Raw genomic sequence first — 18299 nt, forward strand, 5'->3', positions numbered from 1 at the left:
GCAGGAAACGCCTCAGCGATTTACAGCCGGACCAGGGCGTCGCTGTAAGTCATTAATTTTCCTGAAACAACTTTCGTCGCTTTCGGTAAAAAATTACTGGGGATCCCTCAACCCACAGGGAGAGGGAACCGTTCGCGCTAAACCCTCACCTCCATCACCGCATACACCCCATCCTTTGGCACCACCACGGTGACATTCTCCACCGGCACGCCCGCCGCGAGGTGGATATCCTGCAACTGCTGCAACGACCTGGGGTGGATGTCCTCCCAGCCGATACCACGCAGCACAAAGTCGATCTGCGGGCTGCTGGTCAGCATATTCGACACAATCACCGCCCCGCCGGGCTTCACCAGCCGCAGCGCGCGCTGCAGGAAAGTCACCGCATCGGTATCGCTGAAGTATTCGAATATGCCCAGCGCGTCGACCAGTTCGGCCTGATGCTCGCCCAGCTCCAGCAGTAAATCGTCGTTACGCACCAGCGTATGTAGCAGGTTGCGCCTGAGCAGGGTCAGCTGTTCGCCCACCACCAGCCCCTCCTGCGCGGCCATGGTCTCGGCCCAGCTCAGCGCGACGGGGTCTTTATCTACCAGCGTCAGGTACACCTGTTGGCCGTCGAGCTTTGCGTTACGCAGCGCCTCCAGCACGGGAATGGCCGCCCCGCTGGCCAGGCTCACCCAGTTGTTCTCACTCTCGTTGTGGATGTACTTCTCTACCAGCGCGGCCAGCACTTTTGCGCGGGAACGCACGCCAATGGCGTCGTTAGCGTGGATAAACCACTGGCGGCTGTCGCTGTCCATTTTCGTGCCTTCGGGGAGGCGGTCTTCCAGCGGGTTTTGCACCACAAACAACGCCAGTGCGGTGGGAACCAGCCGGGCGCGCCACGCGAGAAGCGCAGGCCGGTTGCGAAAAGCCTGTTCGGAGAAACGGTTCTGCGGGACAAGCACCGCCTGCCCCCCTTCTTCATATTCAATCAACGGGGGACGCAGCGCCGGGTCGGCTTTCAGGGCCCGGTCAAGCGCGTTGATCTCCCGGGCAGTGTCGTCTTTCATCGGCCACTGGTCGCTGACGTCAGGAAATGAGGCGCTGAAAATGGTCATATTTCCCGGTGCGCTGCCGTGAAAAGGCTGCCAGTTCATGTCATCGTCCCCCCGTTGGGCTTTTAACGGAAGTCTATCCAGGCATGCCAGTAATGCCCTACGAAGAAAGCACGAAATCGGGGCATTAGCTCTGCGACGCGCGCCATACCCCAGGCGTACAGCCGTACTCAAGCTGGAAATGACGAATAAAATGGGCACAGTCGCTAAAGCCCATCCGCCGGGCAATGTCCGTGACGCTTTGTTGCGAGTTCTTCAGCAGCCAGCAGGCATAGCGCAGTCTGGCGCTGCGGATAAATTCACGTGCCGTTTTCCCAAACTCGGCGTGAAACAGGCGATTAAGCTGACGCTCGCTCAGCTTGACGTCCTGAGCCAGCCCGGCGGCGCTGAGCGGGCGCGTCAGGTACTGTTCGATGATCATGACCGCCCTGCGCAACCGCGAGTCCGGAATAAGGGCGATATTGGCAGGCCGTGGCGTCGCGACAGCGTGCGGAGAGAGCGATAAACGGCGTGACGTGGTGGCAGCAATATCGTCGCCCGCATGGGCGCGGATCAGGGCCGTGGTCAACGTCAGCGTCGAGATCCCGCCCGGACAGGTCAGCACATCGCCTTCATCGATAAAATCCAGCCCCTGTTCGGCATAAACCTGCGGAAACCGTTGCGTGAAGACATCATGATGACAGGGATGGATCGAGGCGCGGCGTTCATTCAGCAATCCCTCTTCCGCAAGGATAAAGCTGCCGGTGCCTATCCCGATCAGCGGAATATTGTTGTGATGCGCCTCCGCAAGAAATAACCGGTCGCCAGAATGCCCCTTATCAAGATGCGCCAGGCTTCCGCCGATCACGGCAATATAGTCGAATTCACCCGGTGTAAGATGGGCGGCTTCAGGCTGCACGCTAATACCGGCGTTGCTGGTAATGGGCAACGCCGGGTTCGTGCTTATCAGACTGAGTTTAAACGCTATTTTTTGTCGGGATTGTTGAACACAGGACGCCGTACGTAGCGCCTCCATTAACCCCGATAACGCTAATAACGAAAAGTGAGGCCACAGGAGTAAACCTACGTGCAGGGGGTTATTTCGCGCAGACGCAAGCCTGCATGAGTCATCAATTAAAGTTTTCATTACCTTGCCAAAAATTATAATTACATTATCGCAACATTTTTGTCGCTATTATATTCCTTTAAGATATTTCTTAGCGGTTAAATGAAGTATAAATGATGACCACAAAACAGCAAAGCTTTTCCCCCTCACCCCTCCGTTTTTGAGGTATGGCACACATAGGTCGGTAACGTCCCCAGAATGAATAAATAATTATCATTCTGCTGTTTCTTAATTCGCATATAAATACTTTCGTTTGGGTAGATGAAAAATAACGGCTCGTATTTCTCCAGCCAGCTGTCGCTGACATCATCATCCGGGAACTTAATATTGCGGACAGACGTCAGGTAATAGACGTTATCTTTGCGCTCCACCTGAAAGAATATTTTACGATTAAAGATTTTCGCTGGATCGCTCTTCACCCGGCCGTTCATGCTGAGCGTACCGTTTTTACCGTCCACCGTATAATTCAGCCACAGGGTCAGCGTCTCATCAGGATGATGCTGAATAAAGTTCACCTGGCAGGAAAAAGGCGGGATGTAATAACGTTGCCACAGATAATAGCCAGCGATCAACGTCCCCACCAGCAGGCACAGACAGAGCGTTAACAGCGTTTGACGATAACGAGCCATATTAATGATCCTGAATAAAGTAATCTGACATACAACGGTTTGGTTCCGTCATTGCCCTGTCACAGCGGATCACTGAAGCGCGTGGCAACAGGGTATATCCACTGATATAGACCCAGGGGTAGCTGCTGCATTCATCCTTAAAGGGCGCGGCATAGGAGAGCGCTTTATCCCTGTCATGCGGCGTCTCGATATCGCGGGCAAAATAGAGCCGACACTCGCCCATCATCGTGGTGAAGCGATAACCGTCCACAAAATAGTTGTCATGCGCCCGGCTATGGCTGATGACCACCACGCTAATAAATAGCAGCAACCCCAGCAGCACGCCCGGCAGCCAGATGCGACGTTTAACAGCCGGGGCGACAGGTTGCGGCACGCTAACCTCTTCCTGCACGGTCTGAACCGGCGCGTCTGGCTCTGCTGAGGGCAACTGTGTCTCTTTAATCGTAATTTGCGTATCACTGGCCAGCGTCAGGCCAATACGCGGGATGGTGACGATCGGATCGGTTTCAAATCCCACTTTTTTCAGCCCTTTACGCAGAATAGAGATATTCTGGTAATAGGTATTCGGCGACACCATCATTCCCCGACGCTGCCAGACAATGTCCATACACTCCTGCTGGGTGACAATACTTCCGGCTCTTTCAATTAATAACAGCAAACAGCGTCCGGCAGGAGAGTTTAATACCACCACCTGCTCAGGATTATTGAGATCGCGTAATGTGCTGGCCGCAGGATGAAACTCCACGACGCCATTGATGATATAATACTTATGCATAAGACTCGCTTAATACCTCCTGATTACGCCGGTTTAAGGATTAATGTGACGGATAAACCCCCTTCTGTATATCCTGGCGCCTGGCGAAAAATCTTATTTTCATATTTTCTTAATCGCTTATCTGAAGTTCTCTTAACTTTCATTTCAGACTTAAGAAGCCCCGTAGATACGGTAAGAATGCCTCATAGCGCATGCTTCTCCTGAGACTTGACACTGACAAAACTCGACAAAAAGGTGAATTGAACGCTTTAGCCATCCATGTCTGAATTATTCAGAGTCATTAATTCACTTTTTCCGATGAAAGCAGAAAAGACGCGGCCTGAGAGCTAATCCCCCAATACTCACCCGGCCTGAATACGCTGGTAAAATTAACAGTTTCACTGTGAAATTGTTATCAGGCGTAAGTAACAAGGCCGTATTCCTGACACCATCAGACAATTTCCTTACAAAACATTTATTAAAGCCAACTTTTCATTAAAAAGTGTCGGTATGATTAATTACAGGCAAATAAGAAGCAGCCGGTACAGCAGGGAGAAAATGAAGACACTGGAATAGCTTAACTTAAAACAAATTAAGATTAATTCAGATTACCTGTTTCTTGCTATCCGTATAGTAAGCCCACACCGTGCAATGCTTAATTGCTTCGAAAAATACAGGCATCGTTCTGCCAGACGGACGAGTCTCATTACAATTATAAATCGAGGGAATAACATGGCGAATAAACACGACAACAAGCGTCATTTAACAATCGCACTGTTGGGCGGCGATCACTTTGCGCGTCAGGGGATCGCCGCAGTATTAAAAAACAGTGTTCCTGAAATGCAGATAACAGCGTCAAGCGACGATTATTCATTAATGGAAACGCTGTGTGCGACCACCACCGTCGATGTGATTTTTTTATCCGGCATGGAAAAGTATCACGCGGGATTTGATTGCCTGAAATATATAAAAAACATCAAATCCCGCCAGCCCGGAGTCCTTATTTGTATGTACTCCGCACCGGCAAATTCCTGGCTGTGGATACGCGGCGATATAGATGCCTATATCTCGCTGCAGGAGCCACTTTATCACTGGCGAGCCTGCTTATTAAAAATGGTCGATAGCCGATACCGGCCGAAAAAGAAACCCACGGCGTTATCGCTGACGCCGGGCGAATGGCGAGTATTGAAGGATCTGCGAAAAGGTCTGGATATGCGTTATATCGCCGAAACAGAGCAGCTTTCTTACCGCCGCGTCAGCGCGTTAAAAAGCTCAGCGATAAGAAAACTTGGGCTCAGAAATAAGACAGATTTGCTGGTCTTTTTAACCAGTTAGATCTGTCGACCAGGAGCACAACCCGACATAACGACAACATGGAATCAGGACAATGAAAGCTCAATTTAAAACGAAAACACTGCTTGCCGTCGCCGTTGCGGCAGTACTTCCAGCAGGCTCGGCGTTCGCTGCAACCACCAGCGGCGGTACGGTGAACTTCAGCGGCAAGGTGGTGACCTCGGCCTGCGCCATCAGTGCTGGCAGCGCCAACATTGATGTCGACATGGGCGAAGTGCGTACCGCGACGCTGGCAGCAGCAGGTAGTGAAGCCAGCACCGCGAAAGCGTTCTCTATCACCCTGGAAGACTGCGAAATCGCCGATACCTCGGCCTCAACAGAGGCAAACCCGATTGCCGCCACCACCGTGGCCGTGACCTTCACCGGTACGCCGGATGCGGCAGATGCTAACAGCCTGGCCGTTGGCGCAAACGGCGGCGCTAACTCGGCGCAGCACGTTGCGATTCGCCTGTACGACGAGCAGGGCAAGGTGGTGAAGCTGGGTGAACCTGCCGCCGCCATCCCTCTGCGTGCGGGGGCTAACACCCTCAACTTCAGCGCGAAATATTACTCACCGCAGGGCAATGCCACGGCGGGTGATGCCAGCGCGGTTGCGACCTACACCGTTACCTATTCGTAATTTTCAGGCCCGGTTCGCTGGCCGGGCCTGACTCAGCTTTAAGGAGACGCACCATGCGCGCAAAAGCAGGGATCTGTCTGGCTATTTCATTATGTTCCTCCGCCGCATATGCCGGCGGCGTAGGGCTGGGCGCCACGCGAATGGTCTACTCCAGCGCCACCACCCAGTCCATGCTGCAGGTCAGGAACACACATCCCGACGCCACGTTACTGATCCAGTCCTGGATGGAAAACGAGAAAGGGCAAAAAACCAATGACTTCGTCATTACGCCGCCGCTGTTCGTCATGAAACCGGCCAGCGAAAGCGCGGTGAAAATCATGTTTAACGGTAAAGCCCTGCCCGACGATCGTGAAACGCTCTACTGGATGACGGTCAAAGCCATTCCGCAGCAGACCAAAAGCGGTTCCGGCAATTCGCTGCAGTTTGCTTCGGCAAACCGCATCAAGGTGTTTTATCGCCCGGAGAGCCTTGGGCAAGGCGCAGGTGACGCCTGGAAAAGCCTGACCGGAGCGTATCGCGGCGGAAAGGTCACGCTCAGCAACCCAACGCCGTACTACCTCACCACCATCAACCTGAAAATCGATGGTATGCCGGTACAGCCGGTGATGGTGCCGCCGAAATCCAGCGTGACGCTGGGCGAAACCTTCAGCCACGCGAGCAGCGTGAGCTACCAGACCATTAACGATTACGGCGCATGGACGCCCGCGACCCGCGCGTCATTGTCCCAATAATCCCTACTGTGAGGCGTGACCACGTGAAAAGAAAAATCCTGTGTGCCACGGTGATCTCCCTGGTGATTCGGCAAGCCGTGGCGGCTGAAAGCGCGCTGCAATTTAACCCCGCGTTCCTTAACGGTGAGAGCGCCAACAGCGCCGATCTCGCCTGGGTCAACGCCGGGAGCGCGTTGCCGCCGGGCGATTACAACCTCAATGTGTATATCAATAACAACTATGCGTTCACCGGTAATGTCACGTTCCGCATCGCTGAAAATACAGGAGAAGCCCTGCCGTGTCTCACGCCTGAACAGATCGCGGCGCTGGGCATCGACAGCCAGCAGGCAAAAGGGGGCGCTCTGCCGCTCGCGCAGCGCTGCATCTTTCTGACGGAGGCGTTTGCCGATACACGGTTCGATTTTGACCAGCAGACGCTCTCCCTCAGCTTCACCGTACCGCAGAGCGCGATGCGCAATTTGCCGCGCGGGTATGTCAGCCCGGAAAGCTGGGAGACGGGGATTCCTGCCGCGTGGCTGAACTATGTGGTAAACGGCTCAAACAATGACTATCAGGGCGAGACGCGCACGCGGGATCGGCAGCTGTTTGCCAGCCTGAACAGCGGCGTCAATCTCGGCGCGTGGCGGCTGCGTGATTTCACCACGTGGACCAAAGACACTAACGAACTCACCCACGTGCAGACCTGGCTGCAGCGGGATATACCTGTTCTGAAAGCACAGGTTTACGCCGGTGAAACGTATACCTCCGCCCAGGTGTTCGACGCCGTGGGCCTGCGCGGCATTGCCCTGAAAACCGACGACAATATGCTGCCTGCCAGCCTGAGCGGCTATGCACCGGAAGTGCGCGGCATCGCCCGCAGCAACGCCACGGTGACGGTTCGCCAGAACGGCAACATCATCTATCAAACCTCGGTTCCGCCGGGGGCGTTTGTGCTGAAAGATCTCTACCCGACCTCTTCCGGGGGCGATCTCGCGGTCACAATCCAGGAGAGCGACGGCAGCCAGACGCAGTACACGCTTCCGTATGCCAGCGTGCCAAACCTGGTGCGTAACGGACAGCTGAAATATGCCCTGGGAGCAGGAAAATATCGGCCGATGGCCAATCAGGATACGCCCGCTTTCGCGCAGGGTGAGCTGTTCTATGGCTGGCGTTATGGCCTGACGTTTTACGGTGGGGCGCAGTTTGCCGATCGCTATAACGGTCTGGCCTTCGGTATCGGGCAGAACCTGGGGCGTTTTGGCGCGTACTCCATCGACCTGACCCACGCCCGCAGCCAGCTGGCGGACGACCGGCACTACACCGGCGATTCCGTGCGCCTGCGCTACAGCAAGCTGCTGAATGATATCGGCACGCGGGTTAATTTTTTCTCGCTGCGCTACTCAACGAAAGGGTTTTATACCCTGAGCGATACCACGTACAGGGGCATGGCAGGCGGATCCCCAAAGCAGGTTGTGGAAGACGATGGCACCGTCACCACCCACTACGACACGGTATATAACCTGCGCATGTCGCGTAAGGCCAAAAACCAGCTGCTGCTGTCACAGCCGATGGGGCAATACGGTTCGCTGTCGCTGTCGTGGGATCAACAAACCTACTGGAACACGTCGAAAACCACGCAAAGTTTGCAGTTCGCGTGGAACGCCACGTTTCGTAACGTGTCGCTTGGCGTCAGCGTTCAGCGCAGCGCCAGCCTGTATGACGACAAAAAAGATAACGTGCTGGCGATGTCACTTTCGGTGCCGCTGGGCAACCCGGCGCTGTCGACCCGCGCCCGCTTTACCACCACCCATGCGGATTCAACCGGCACTACGGCCAGTACCGGCGTGAGCGGTTATCTGCCGGGCCAGGAGAACCTGTTTTACAGCGTCAACCAGCGCTATAGCGCGCAGCAGCACTACGGCGGCGACGCCACGCTGCAATACGAAGGCGCAAAAGGAGACTACAACCTGGGCTACAGCTACACCCGCGATTCCCGCAACCTCAGCTACGGGATGAGCGGCGGTGCGGTGCTGCATGAAGATGGTCTGACGCTGAGCCAGCCGCTCGGCAATACCAACATTCTGGTGAAAGCCCCGGGCGCCAGCGACGTTGCCGTGCTTAACCACAAGGGTATCAAAACCGACAGCCGGGGCTACGCGGTGATCCCTTACGCCACGCCGTACCGCGTGAACCAGGTCGCGCTGGATGTCACAACCGCAGGTAATGACGTGGAGCTGGAGAATGCCATCGTCAACAAAACGCCGACCGACGGCGCGCTGGTTCGCGCCACCCTTGTCACGCGCCAGGGGAAAAAAGCGATGTTTGTCGTGCGCCGCGGCAACGACGTGCTGCCCTTCGGCACGCTGGTGTCACTGAACGATGACAAAACCAGCGGCATCGTCGGCGATGGCGGCAGCCTGTATCTGTCGGGGTTAACCGAACGGGGCGCATTGAGTGCCGTATGGGGGCGCAACAGCGACCAGCGCTGCACCATCAACTACGCGTTGAATAAGCAGAGCTATAACGCCCGCACCGGGCTCTATTCACAGGAGGTGGTATGTCAGTAACGCTTCGGACGTTCAGCATCGCTTTGCTGATCTTCACGTTCCCGGTTCGCGGCTATGACGTGCTGGTTTCCGTCACCGGGAATTTGATCGGCAACACCTGCGTTGTCGCGGCGGACTCTAAAGAGCAGGACGTTCCGCTGGGCACCATCGGGATTAAACAATTCCCCCGTGCAGGCGCGGTCAGCAATATCAAAACGCCCTTCACGATCAGGCTTGAAGCGTGCGGGCCAACCTTTGCCGGGGTCAAAATCCGCTTCAGCGGCACGCCAGATAACGACAACCCGCAGCTGGTGAAAATCGCCGACGGCGGCGCTACCGGCGTGGCGGTGCAGATCCTCGATAAAGACGGCGTGCTGATCCCCCTCGACACGCAAACCACCGCCCGGGGCACGCCGGGCGATGACAGCGTAGAGATGACCTTCTACGCTCGGCTGGCCGCCACGGGCGCGCCAGTGAATGCCGGAGACGTCTCCGCCTTTGCCACCTGGACCACGGAGTATCAATGATGCGTTTATTCTTGTTTATTAGCGGATTACTGCTCTGCGCCAGCGCACAGGCGATGGAATGGAAATCAGATATCACCCTCTCCCCGCAGCCGATGACCTACAGCGGCCCGGCAGATTCGGTGGCGCCGGGGAGTATTATCGGCTCCACCTGGAGCGCCACCGCCAGCGTGCAACAGGTGTTCTGGTGCGGTTTTTTTTATACCTGCTCCAAAGGCACGCTGGAGCCGAGCAGCAGCGCGATCTCAAGCGGGATGACAGTCACCGTCGATGGCGCGAACTACACCATTTTTGAAACTGGCGTTCCGGGTGTGGGGTATATCATCGGGCTGAAAGATTTTAAGGGTTCACAGTATATTCCGTTGCAAAACGGGATCACCCAAAGCTATCCGGCGGATGGCACTAGCGGTATTGCTCAGGATTTAGGCTGGTCGGCAAAGGTGACCTTTATTAAGACCGCGACAGCACTGAAATCCGGGGTTTACCAGATCCCGACTATCAACGCCGCGGTGTTAACCGCCTATAACAACGAGGTCAAAACGGCAAAGGTCATCATTAACCCCACCACCATCACCGTGACGGCGAGCGGCTGTACGGTGGGCACCAAAAGCGCGAACGTCGATCTGGGCACGCTCGATATCCGCACGCTGGCCACCGTGGGCAGTACGTCGCCTTCGGGTGCGTTTAACGTCAGCCTGACCTGTGACGCGAACGTCGCGGTAAGCGCGGTGATGACCGATCAGACCACGCCGTCAAACACCTCGTCGGTGGTGACGCTGACCGGCGACTCCACCGCGTCCGGCGTAGGGGTGCAGTTTTTCTATAACGGCACCGGCCCGCTGATGATGGGGCCGGACAGCTCGGCGGCGGGCACAACCAATCAGTTCTTTATCCAGAGCACCGCTGCGGCACAAACCCTGTCGCTGCCGTTCCAGGCGCAATACATCCGAACCGGCGAACTGGTCCCCGGCTCGGCGAACGCGCTGGCAAGCATTACGTTCTCGTACCAGTAGGGGTTAATGTTTTACCCACACCAGCTGATCGACCCGGAAGCCCAGACTGCGCGCGGTGTTCAGGTAATCCTGCTTCACCGCGTCCGGCACGGTTGGCGTGCGCGACAAAATCCACAGGTAGTCCCGGTTTGGGCCGCTGACCAGCGCGTACTGGTACTTATCGTCCAGCTTGATGACGTTATAACCGCCGTAGAACGGGCCGAAGAACGAAACCTTCAGCGCGGCGGTGGTTGGCACGCCGGTAAAGTATGCTTTGCCTTCACTCTCGTTCCATTTGTTCTTCACCGGGTCGTAACCGCGGTTGAGCACGCTGATGCCGCCATCGCTCCGTTGGCCGTAGGTGGCCGTCACCTGCTCCAGCCCGCGTTCAAAGCGGTTCTCCAGGCGGGCGACTTCATACCACTTGCCGAGATAGCGGCTGGCATCAAAACCGGAAACAGGCTGCACGCCTTTCGGCGGCGTGGGGGATTTACAGGCTACAAGGGTCAGCGCAATGGCAACCCCGGTGACAACAGGCCATAGCTTCATGAGAATTCCTTTCATTTGCACGGTTGGATGTTAAGTGTAGTGCACCCTTTCGGCGCTTCATCCCGTTCTGAAAAATTCGTAGTATATTGAGAGTATTCCTCCACTCTGGACATGGACATGGCTTACTCCATCGGCGAATTCGCCAGACTCAGCGGCATCACCGCCACCACGCTGCGGGCATGGCAGCGTCGATATGGTTTACTCAAGCCACAGCGCACGGAGGGCGGCCACCGCCAGTACAGCGATGAGGACGTTCAGCAGGCGCTGAAAATCCTCGACTGGGTGAAAAAAGGCGTGCCCATTGGCCAGGTAAAACCCCTGCTGGAACGCCCTGTCCCGCGCCGGACCAACAACTGGCAAACGCTGCAGCAAAGCATGCTGGAACGCCTGCAGGAGGGTAAAATCGAGTCCCTGCGCCAGATGGTTTACGATGCGGGCCGCGAATACCCCAGACCCGAACTGGTGGCGAACGTGCTGCGTCCGCTGCGCAGCCAGGTATCGGCCAACGTTGCCGCTGCCATGACCCTGCGCGCGATCCTCGACGGCATCATCATTTCCTACACCTCGTTTTGCCTCGAAGGGGATAAAAAAGCGCCGGGCGATAATCTTCTGCTCAGCGGCTGGTACCTGAACGATCCGTGTGAAATCTGGCTCGAAGCCTTAACGCGCACTGGCCAGGGTCACCGTATCGACATTTTGCCCATCCCCCCGGACACCCTGGCGCCGGAGATTTTCCCGGAGCGCAAATGGCTGCTGATCACCAGTGGTAAACTCACCGCCGCGCGGAAAAAACAGGTAGCGCAGTGGCAGCAGCAGCTTTCCCTTGAGGTCATTATCCTCTAATGATTTTCTCCTGCGGAAATCTTCACGAAAAGTTGAATATTTTTCCGCGCCGCAGATGCTAACGTTTTCCTGTGACTGACAACTTCACAGGAAAAACAACATGAAAAAAACTGCCCCTCTGCTGATCCTGGCCTCCATGGCCTTTGCCCCTGCCGCCTTCAGTGCCCCTGCCGGCACGCTGAGCGTACACGTTCTTGACCAGCAAACCGGCATGCCGCCATCGGATGTCACCGTCACCCTGGAAAAGCAGGAGCAGGACAAATGGACCCCCATTGCCAGTGGCAAAACCGACCATGACGGACGCATCAAATCGCTCTATCCACAGGATCAGGACATGCAGCCTGGCGTGTATAAAGTGACCTTCAAAACCGCAGACTACTTCCACAGCAAAAAGCTGGAGTCATTCTTCCCGGAAGTGCCGGTGCTGTTTACCGTCACCCGGACCAACGAGAAACTGCACATTCCGCTTCTGCTGAGCCAGTACGGTTACTCCACCTACAAGGGCAGTTAAATCTTATTGATTTTAAAAGGCAATAAAAAATACCTCCGCCAATACTTGGACAAATAAGCAAGATTGTGTAAGTTTTAAGTATTGGCTCTGGAGGAACATACCATGACAACGAAACCTGTGTTGGGTATTAGCGGCTGCTTGACCGGGTCCGCCGTTCGCTTTGACGGCGGGCATAAGCGTATGGGTTTCGTCATGGATGAGCTGGCCCAGTGGGTAAATTTCCGACCCGTTTGCCCCGAAATGGCGATCGGCCTGCCCACGCCACGCCCTGCGCTGCGTTTGATCATGACGACCGGCGGCGACACGCAGATGCGTTTTAGCCATCCGCCGCATGATGACGTCACGCAGAAAATGGCGGACTTTACGGCCAGTTACCTGCCTGAGATCGGCGATCTCGCCGGGTTTATTGTCTGTGCAAAATCCCCGAGCTGCGGCATGGAACGCGTGCGCGTGTACGATGAAAACGGCAACCGGGGCCGCAAGGAGGGGGTCGGGCTGTTCACCGCTGCCCTCCTTGAAACCTGGCCGTGGCTGCCCGTGGAGGAGGATGGACGCCTGCACGATCCGGTGCTGCGGGAGAACTTTGTCGAGCGCGTTTTTGCCCTGCATGAGCTGAACACGCTGCGCGCCAGCGGCCTGACGCGCCGCGCGCTGCTGGATTTCCACAGCCGCTACAAACTGCAGCTGCTGGCGCACCATCAGGCGGGTTACCGTGAGATTGGCCCGTTTGTCGCCTCGCTGCATGAGTGGGAAGACCTGGACGCGTTCTTCGTGGCGTACCGCGAAAAACTGATGACCATCCTGAAAAAGCCCGCCTCGCGGAAAAATCACACCAACGTGCTGATGCATATTCAGGGTTATTTCCGTAATCAGCTCAACAGCCGTCAGCGCGGCGAGCTTCGCGACGTGATCCTGCATTATCGCGACGGGCTCCTGCCCATTCTCGCGCCGATCACGCTGCTTAAACATTACCTGGCCGAATACCCTGACCGGTATCTGATGACGCAAAACTACTTTGATCCCTATCCTGATGATTTGGGTCTGCGTCTGGCTGTTAAGTGATGATAAAAATGCGAAGGCCCCCGTGACCCATAGAGGCCCAAAGCAGTACCCCGTTTAGACGACACCTCACTGTCGTCTCTTTTTTGCATTTCACCTGAAAGACTGTAAGTATATACAGGTTATAACGCAAAAAAGGATCTGCCTGTGATTACCACCCTGCACATTCAAAACTACCGCTCAATTCGCGATATGTCGCTGGAGCTGGAACAGCTCAACATTGTCTTCGGCCCGAATGGCACCGGAAAATCAAATATTTACAAGGCAATCCACCTGATGCACAGCGCCGCGCAGGGGCAGTTCTCTCAGGCTCTGGCGAATGAAGGCGGGATTTTGAAAGTGTTCTGGGCGGGTAAAACCCGCAGCGACCAGCTGCGACGGATGAACCTGGCGGTAGAAACCGAAACCTACGAATACGAGCTGCAGGTAGGGTTTGTTGAGAAGCTGCCCTATCCCTCGCAATTTCAGCTCGATCCGGTGATCAAGGAAGAGTCCATCTGGCTGAGCGGCCAGCACCGCCGCCCGTCGGCACAGTTGATGAAGCGCAGAAACCAGGCGGTTTTCCTGAATAACGTCCATCACGAGAAAGTGACCCACAGCGGCACGCTCTACGAGAATGAATCGGTGTTCGGCCAGCTCGGCGAACCGCACCTTTACCCGGAAGTGTCGCAAATGCGCGAGTCCCTGCGTAACTGGCGCTTTTATCACGAGTTTTCCGTAGCAAGCGGCTCCATGATGCGTGCCCCACAGGTGGGTTTCCGCTCTCCGGTGCTGGCGAGCGACGGTGCCAACCTCGCGGCGGCGTTTCAGACCATTGTGGAGATTGGCGATGAACTGCTGCTGATGCGCATTCTCGGCCAGGCCTTCCCCGGCTGCGTGTTTTACAGCGACAACACCGGCGGACGGTTCCGCATGATGATGCAGCGTGAAGGGCTGAGCAGACCGCTGGAGCCCGCAGAGTTCTCTGACGGTACGCTGCGCTTCCTGTGCCTGGCGGTGGCGCTGTTAAGCCCCCGTCCACCGGCGTTTATCGCCCTCAACGAACCGGAAAACAGCCTGCATCCGCAGATGCTGCCTGCGCTGGCGAGCTTAATCGCCGAGGCCAGCCGCTACTCGCAGATCTGGCTCACCAGCCACTCGCCGGAGCTGGCGAATTTGATTGAGAAGCACCGTTCGTTTTCGCTGTATCAGCTGTCGATGGTGGAGGGGGAGACCAGGATGGAGAAGCTGGGGTAGGTTGTTATCCTCTCCGCTCTCTTAACGTAAATAACCACACTTCGGGACGGGTCTTATAGGAAAGAGTACAATGCCATCAATATTTTAACGCGCATTTATTATTCCTGGAGACCCATCATGAAAAGCATTCTGACCGCATCCCTGTTCGCCCTGTCCGCCTCTGTTTTTGCAGGAACAACCCCGCACTGGACATACGAAGGCAAGGCCGGTCCTGAAAACTGGGGAGAGCTGAGCAACGAGTTTGCCACCTGCAAGACCGGGAAATTCCAGTCGCCCATCGATATCCGTAACGCCTTTGATGCCACGCTGCCGCCGCTGGAGCTGAATTTCCATACCGCCGCCGAAAAGCTGGTGAACAACGGCCATACCCTTCAGGTGACCGCCAGCGACGAAGATGAATTCCGTCTGGACGATCAGATCTTTACTCTGCGCCAGTACCATTTCCACACCCCGAGCGAAAACCGGATCAACGGTAAATCCTTCCCGCTGGAAGCGCACTTTGTTCATGCCAGCAAAGAGGGTGATATCGCAGTGCTCGCCGTGATGTTTGAGGTGGGCCCGGAGAACAGCGCGTTGACGCCACTGCTGGCACACCTTCCGAAGGAAAAGGACCACGAAGTGGCAATTGATAAACGCCTCGATCTTCGTCCGCTGTTCCCGGCTGACCTGCACTACTATCGCTTCAGCGGCTCGCTGACCACCCCACCGTGCACCGAAGGGCTGCGCTGGCTGGTGATGAAAAACACCGTGACCTTGTCAGAAAAGCAGCTGGAGATGTTTAAGCAAGCGCTTGAGCACAGCAATAACCGTCCGCTTCAGCCGCTGAACGGCCGCGTGATTGTTCAGTAATGCCCATAAAAAATCCCGCCGTACTGGCGGGATTAATGAGGGTATAGCAGCGCGTTAGCGCTTCGCGGGATCAATCTGCCACGTTTCGTTGACGATTTTGCCCTCGCGGTAGGTCAGAACATACAGGACGTTGAGCGTCGCCTTACCGGCAAACTGCACGCGTGCGGTGACGGTGCTGCCTTTCGGGTTTGTCGCCTCCTTCAGGTCTTCAACGTTATGGTTCAGCGTGCCCTGGGCCGTGGTAAATTTGCGCCATACCCCGTCAATCGCGTCGGTGGTAGTATAGGTACCGTCCAGCGGCCCGCCCACCCACTCCAGACGCGCATTTTGTGCATACTGCTGCTTAAGCGTGTCGGTTTTCCCGTCGGCAATCGCTTTAAAATGTGCCAGCGCGTCATCCTTCACCGCCGCAAAACTCTGACCAGAAGTCAGGGCCAGCACAGCTGCGAGTAAGATGTTGTGTGTTGTTTTTTTCATGACATTGTCCTTGCGTTATTTTCAGGATTTGACGGTGGACACAATGCGTTGTGTTTCACGATCAATTCGGGAGAGGCTCAAATCCTTGTTCAGTACCCAGGCGTAGCGGTTGTCGGCGGTGAAAACGATGGCCTGTCGCGGCTCGTTAAAGCCCGTTACGGTAGCGATGACTTTGCGTGTCGGCACGTCGATAACGGAGACGCTGTTATCACCCAGGTTGCCGCTGTAGACGAATTTGCCGTCCGGTGACAGCGCGGCGCCATACGGTTGCTTGCCGACAGGAATGGTGCTCGTCACCTTTTGTGTGGTGGTGTCGACGACCGAGAGGGTGTTATTTCCGCTATTGGCGGCAAACAGCGTTTTGCCGTCTGCCGTTACAGAGATGGCGCGGATCTTGTTAAACCCGCCGATTTCGCCGGTGATTTTGTGGGTGGCGGTATCAACAAGGGTGATTTTGTCGCTGACGAAGTTGGTCACATACAGCACCCGGCCATCCGGGCTGAGCCGCACACCCTGACGGGGTTGCGAAAAGCCGGTAATCACCGCGTTAGCGATTTTCGTCTCCGTGTTCATGCTGATGACCGCATTGCTGGCCTGGTTATTGATGTACAGCGTCCTGCCGTCTTTGCTCAGTACCGTGCCAAACGCGCCAGGCCCTGCGGCATACTGCTCAGCTGTTTTGAAGGTCGTGGCATCCACGCGCTCAATAAGGCCCAGGCTGCTGTCCGACACATAGAAGCTCTTGCCGTCCGGAGCAAAAACGATATTTCGTGGGGTGTTGTAGTGCTTCAGCACGGCGCTGACTTTCCCGGTCGTCAAATCGTAAACGATGACTTCCGGCTTTCCGCTGCGGGCCACCACAGCCAGTTTTTCATCCGGGCTAATCGCCAGCGTGTTGTTCTGGATTTCGCCATCGAAGTTCTGTTTGACCGCATCCGTTAACGGCGTCGTGCTGGCGGTAACCGGGAAAACGGCGCCCGCGAACAGTAAAGACGCCATGAAAAAACCGTGAGTCGCTAACGTTGCTTTTCTCATCTCTCAATCCTTATTCATCAAGGCCGGCATCATGCAGGCTTGTGTAAGAGATGTTTGAGCGCGCGGTTTATTCCCGCCCGTTGCAAAAAAGTTTTACGCAACGGGCGGCGGGGTCGTCAGGTGCGTTTACCGAGTTCGCGGGAAATGGCGGGATTGTTGACCATACCCGCCGGGCCGACGACGGCATAGTTCAGTCCCTGCGAGGAGCCATAAAGGGCCACCAGCCCGCCCGCGGTGCGCTGGCCGGTTGAGAGCAGCGGCTGGCGAGGATCCGGCGGGCGAATATAGAAGCTGAGGGTATGGCCGGTGCTGTCCCGGTAAAGCACCATCGCAGCGGCCCCCTGTTCTGTAGCAAACAGGCGACCGCTCACCGGCGTGAACCCAGCCTGGCGCAGATCGGGCATCTGCGCCCCCGCTCCGACGTGTTGCGTCAGCCACGCGGTCAGGGCTGTGGGTCCGTCCGGGGTAAAATCGGCTGCCATACTTTTCTCAACCACCATCAGCTTATAGGCGCTGAGCGCATCGCCCATTGGCGCACTGGCGGCACTCTGCCAGCCACGCGCCTGCCAGCCACCCAGTGAGCCAAGCGCGATGCACAGTACAAAAGAGGCAGCCAGCCGCATACGGCTGTGGGTTCGGCGTACCTGTCGGGCGCGTATCGTCGCAGGATCCAGCGACGTGGTCACGTCAGGCAACGGCAGCCCCCCCAGCGTGGCGCGCAGACGCTGTGCATCCTCCCGCCAGCCCTGCACCTGCCGGGCAATGTGCGGATGCTGTGCCAGGTAGCGTTCCATAATGACCCGCTCATGCTCATCCAGTTGATCGTCTACATAAGCATGCAAATCGTGTTCGTCAGGCGGTATTTTCATTTCATCAGTCTCAGTATCGGCTGTGGGGTTTCACCCTCGCCCAGGCGGTGCAGCGCCTGGCGAGCCCGGGAAAGTCGGGACATCACGGTGCCGATGGGAATATCCATCACATGGGCAACCTCCTGATAGCTCAGACCTTCAATGGTTATGAGGATCAGCAGGCTGCGTTGCTCTGGCGTCAAACGTCCAAAGGCCTCCAGCATACTTTGCGTCGCAATCTCCTGCTCCGCTGACGGCCAGGCAGGATTGTCATCGCTTTTCATTCTGCTGAGCAATCCCCAGTAGCGCTTTGTGCGGCGTTTCTCTATCAGGAACTCGCGATAGAGAATGGTGAATAACCAGCTTTTTAACGAGGCATCAGGTCGTCGTGTTGTCCATTTATCCAGCGCACGCTCAAGCGTCGTCTGCACCAGATCGTCGGCTTCATGGACATCCCGGGTCAGCCAGAGAGCGAAACGGCGCAGGCCGGGGATCAGCTCTCGCAACTGTGTACTTTCAGCGTCATCAGGTGGCATAAGGCACACTCGTCAGGTCATTCGTTATCG

The 18299-nt window shown here is 56.2% G+C and carries 20 protein-coding genes; 11 read left to right on the forward strand and 9 right to left on the reverse strand.

The window, feature by feature from the left end:
- Nucleotides 1-137: 137 nt before the first annotated feature.
- The 4 genes from EKN38_RS18155 to EKN38_RS18170 form a co-directional block, all read right to left on the reverse strand.
- The gene (locus tag EKN38_RS18155; RefSeq protein WP_014830117.1) at nucleotides 138-1136 is read right to left on the reverse strand and encodes a class I SAM-dependent methyltransferase; all 999 of its coding nucleotides are present in this window, start codon (nucleotides 1134-1136) and stop codon (nucleotides 138-140) included.
- Nucleotides 1137-1221: 85 nt separating this feature from the next.
- Entirely contained in the window at nucleotides 1222-2109 is an 888-nt protein-coding gene (locus tag EKN38_RS18160; protein WP_043951538.1) for a GlxA family transcriptional regulator, read from the reverse strand.
- Between the two features lie 236 nt (nucleotides 2110-2345).
- Nucleotides 2346-2828, reverse strand: coding sequence for a hypothetical protein (locus tag EKN38_RS18165; RefSeq protein WP_014830115.1), 483 nt, complete (start codon nucleotides 2826-2828; stop codon nucleotides 2346-2348).
- Nucleotide 2829: 1 nt separating this feature from the next.
- Nucleotides 2830-3603: a transcriptional regulator gene (locus EKN38_RS18170; protein WP_014830114.1), complete on the reverse strand. Its 774-nt coding sequence runs from the start codon at nucleotides 3601-3603 to the stop codon at nucleotides 2830-2832.
- Between the two features lie 711 nt (nucleotides 3604-4314).
- On the opposite strand from EKN38_RS18170, the gene EKN38_RS18175 reads away from it, so the two are divergent.
- From EKN38_RS18175 to EKN38_RS18200, 6 genes are read left to right on the forward strand one after another with little or no spacing between them, the layout of a single operon-like run.
- The gene (locus tag EKN38_RS18175; RefSeq protein WP_014830113.1) at nucleotides 4315-4917 is read left to right on the forward strand and encodes a helix-turn-helix transcriptional regulator; all 603 of its coding nucleotides are present in this window, start codon (nucleotides 4315-4317) and stop codon (nucleotides 4915-4917) included.
- 52 nt (nucleotides 4918-4969) lie between these two features.
- Nucleotides 4970-5554: a fimbrial protein gene (locus EKN38_RS18180; protein WP_014830112.1), complete on the forward strand. Its 585-nt coding sequence runs from the start codon at nucleotides 4970-4972 to the stop codon at nucleotides 5552-5554.
- A gap of 53 nt (nucleotides 5555-5607) precedes the next feature.
- Complete coding sequence (locus EKN38_RS18185) at nucleotides 5608-6285, forward strand: molecular chaperone (RefSeq protein WP_126522504.1); 678 nt, start codon at nucleotides 5608-5610, stop codon at nucleotides 6283-6285.
- A gap of 23 nt (nucleotides 6286-6308) precedes the next feature.
- Nucleotides 6309-8831 carry a fimbria/pilus outer membrane usher protein gene (locus EKN38_RS18190; RefSeq protein ID WP_014830110.1) on the forward strand — a complete coding sequence of 841 codons (2523 nt, stop codon included), beginning with the start codon at nucleotides 6309-6311 and terminating at the stop codon, nucleotides 8829-8831.
- On the forward strand, nucleotides 8822-9337 hold the full coding sequence (locus EKN38_RS18195; protein ID WP_014830109.1) for a fimbrial protein: 516 nt from the start codon (nucleotides 8822-8824) through the stop codon (nucleotides 9335-9337). The genes EKN38_RS18190 and EKN38_RS18195 overlap by 10 nt, the downstream gene beginning before the upstream one ends.
- Nucleotides 9337-10347 (forward strand): fimbrial protein, encoded by a 1011-nt coding sequence (locus EKN38_RS18200; RefSeq protein ID WP_014830108.1) that lies wholly within the window; start codon nucleotides 9337-9339, stop codon nucleotides 10345-10347. Before EKN38_RS18195 ends, EKN38_RS18200 begins: the two co-directional genes overlap by 1 nt.
- Before the next feature lie 3 nt (nucleotides 10348-10350).
- Here the strand turns inward: EKN38_RS18200 and EKN38_RS18205 are convergent, their stop codons facing one another.
- Nucleotides 10351-10875 carry a lipocalin family protein gene (locus EKN38_RS18205; protein WP_014830107.1) on the reverse strand — a complete coding sequence of 175 codons (525 nt, stop codon included), beginning with the start codon at nucleotides 10873-10875 and terminating at the stop codon, nucleotides 10351-10353.
- Between the two features lie 117 nt (nucleotides 10876-10992).
- Between EKN38_RS18205 and EKN38_RS18210 the strand changes: the two genes are divergently transcribed.
- From EKN38_RS18210 to EKN38_RS18230, 5 genes are all read left to right on the forward strand, one after another.
- Nucleotides 10993-11718, forward strand: a complete 726-nt coding sequence (locus EKN38_RS18210; RefSeq protein WP_014830106.1) for a MerR family transcriptional regulator — start codon at nucleotides 10993-10995, stop codon at nucleotides 11716-11718.
- A gap of 100 nt (nucleotides 11719-11818) precedes the next feature.
- The gene (gene uraH, locus EKN38_RS18215; RefSeq protein ID WP_014830105.1) at nucleotides 11819-12229 is read left to right on the forward strand and encodes a hydroxyisourate hydrolase; all 411 of its coding nucleotides are present in this window, start codon (nucleotides 11819-11821) and stop codon (nucleotides 12227-12229) included.
- Between the two features lie 102 nt (nucleotides 12230-12331).
- On the forward strand, nucleotides 12332-13291 hold the full coding sequence (locus EKN38_RS18220; protein ID WP_014830104.1) for a YbgA family protein: 960 nt from the start codon (nucleotides 12332-12334) through the stop codon (nucleotides 13289-13291).
- Nucleotides 13292-13435: 144 nt separating this feature from the next.
- On the forward strand, nucleotides 13436-14524 hold the full coding sequence (locus tag EKN38_RS18225; protein ID WP_014830103.1) for an AAA family ATPase: 1089 nt from the start codon (nucleotides 13436-13438) through the stop codon (nucleotides 14522-14524).
- Between the two features lie 117 nt (nucleotides 14525-14641).
- Nucleotides 14642-15373: a carbonic anhydrase gene (locus EKN38_RS18230; RefSeq protein ID WP_014830102.1), complete on the forward strand. Its 732-nt coding sequence runs from the start codon at nucleotides 14642-14644 to the stop codon at nucleotides 15371-15373.
- A gap of 54 nt (nucleotides 15374-15427) precedes the next feature.
- On the opposite strand, the gene EKN38_RS18235 is transcribed toward EKN38_RS18230, so the two are convergent.
- From EKN38_RS18235 to EKN38_RS18250, 4 genes are all read right to left on the reverse strand, one after another.
- Nucleotides 15428-15850, reverse strand: coding sequence for a nuclear transport factor 2 family protein (locus tag EKN38_RS18235; RefSeq protein ID WP_014830101.1), 423 nt, complete (start codon nucleotides 15848-15850; stop codon nucleotides 15428-15430).
- 21 nt (nucleotides 15851-15871) lie between these two features.
- The gene (locus tag EKN38_RS18240) at nucleotides 15872-16885 is read right to left on the reverse strand and encodes a YncE family protein (RefSeq protein WP_014830100.1); all 1014 of its coding nucleotides are present in this window, start codon (nucleotides 16883-16885) and stop codon (nucleotides 15872-15874) included.
- A gap of 116 nt (nucleotides 16886-17001) precedes the next feature.
- Nucleotides 17002-17754 carry an anti-sigma factor family protein gene (locus EKN38_RS18245; protein ID WP_014830099.1) on the reverse strand — a complete coding sequence of 251 codons (753 nt, stop codon included), beginning with the start codon at nucleotides 17752-17754 and terminating at the stop codon, nucleotides 17002-17004.
- Nucleotides 17751-18269, reverse strand: a complete 519-nt coding sequence (locus tag EKN38_RS18250) for a sigma-70 family RNA polymerase sigma factor (RefSeq protein ID WP_014830098.1) — start codon at nucleotides 18267-18269, stop codon at nucleotides 17751-17753. The genes EKN38_RS18245 and EKN38_RS18250 overlap by 4 nt, the downstream gene beginning before the upstream one ends.
- Nucleotides 18270-18299 lie beyond the last annotated feature (30 nt).

Source organism: Enterobacter sp. WCHEn045836 (assembly GCF_003965585.1).
Classification (GTDB): domain Bacteria; phylum Pseudomonadota; class Gammaproteobacteria; order Enterobacterales; family Enterobacteriaceae; genus Enterobacter; species Enterobacter dissolvens.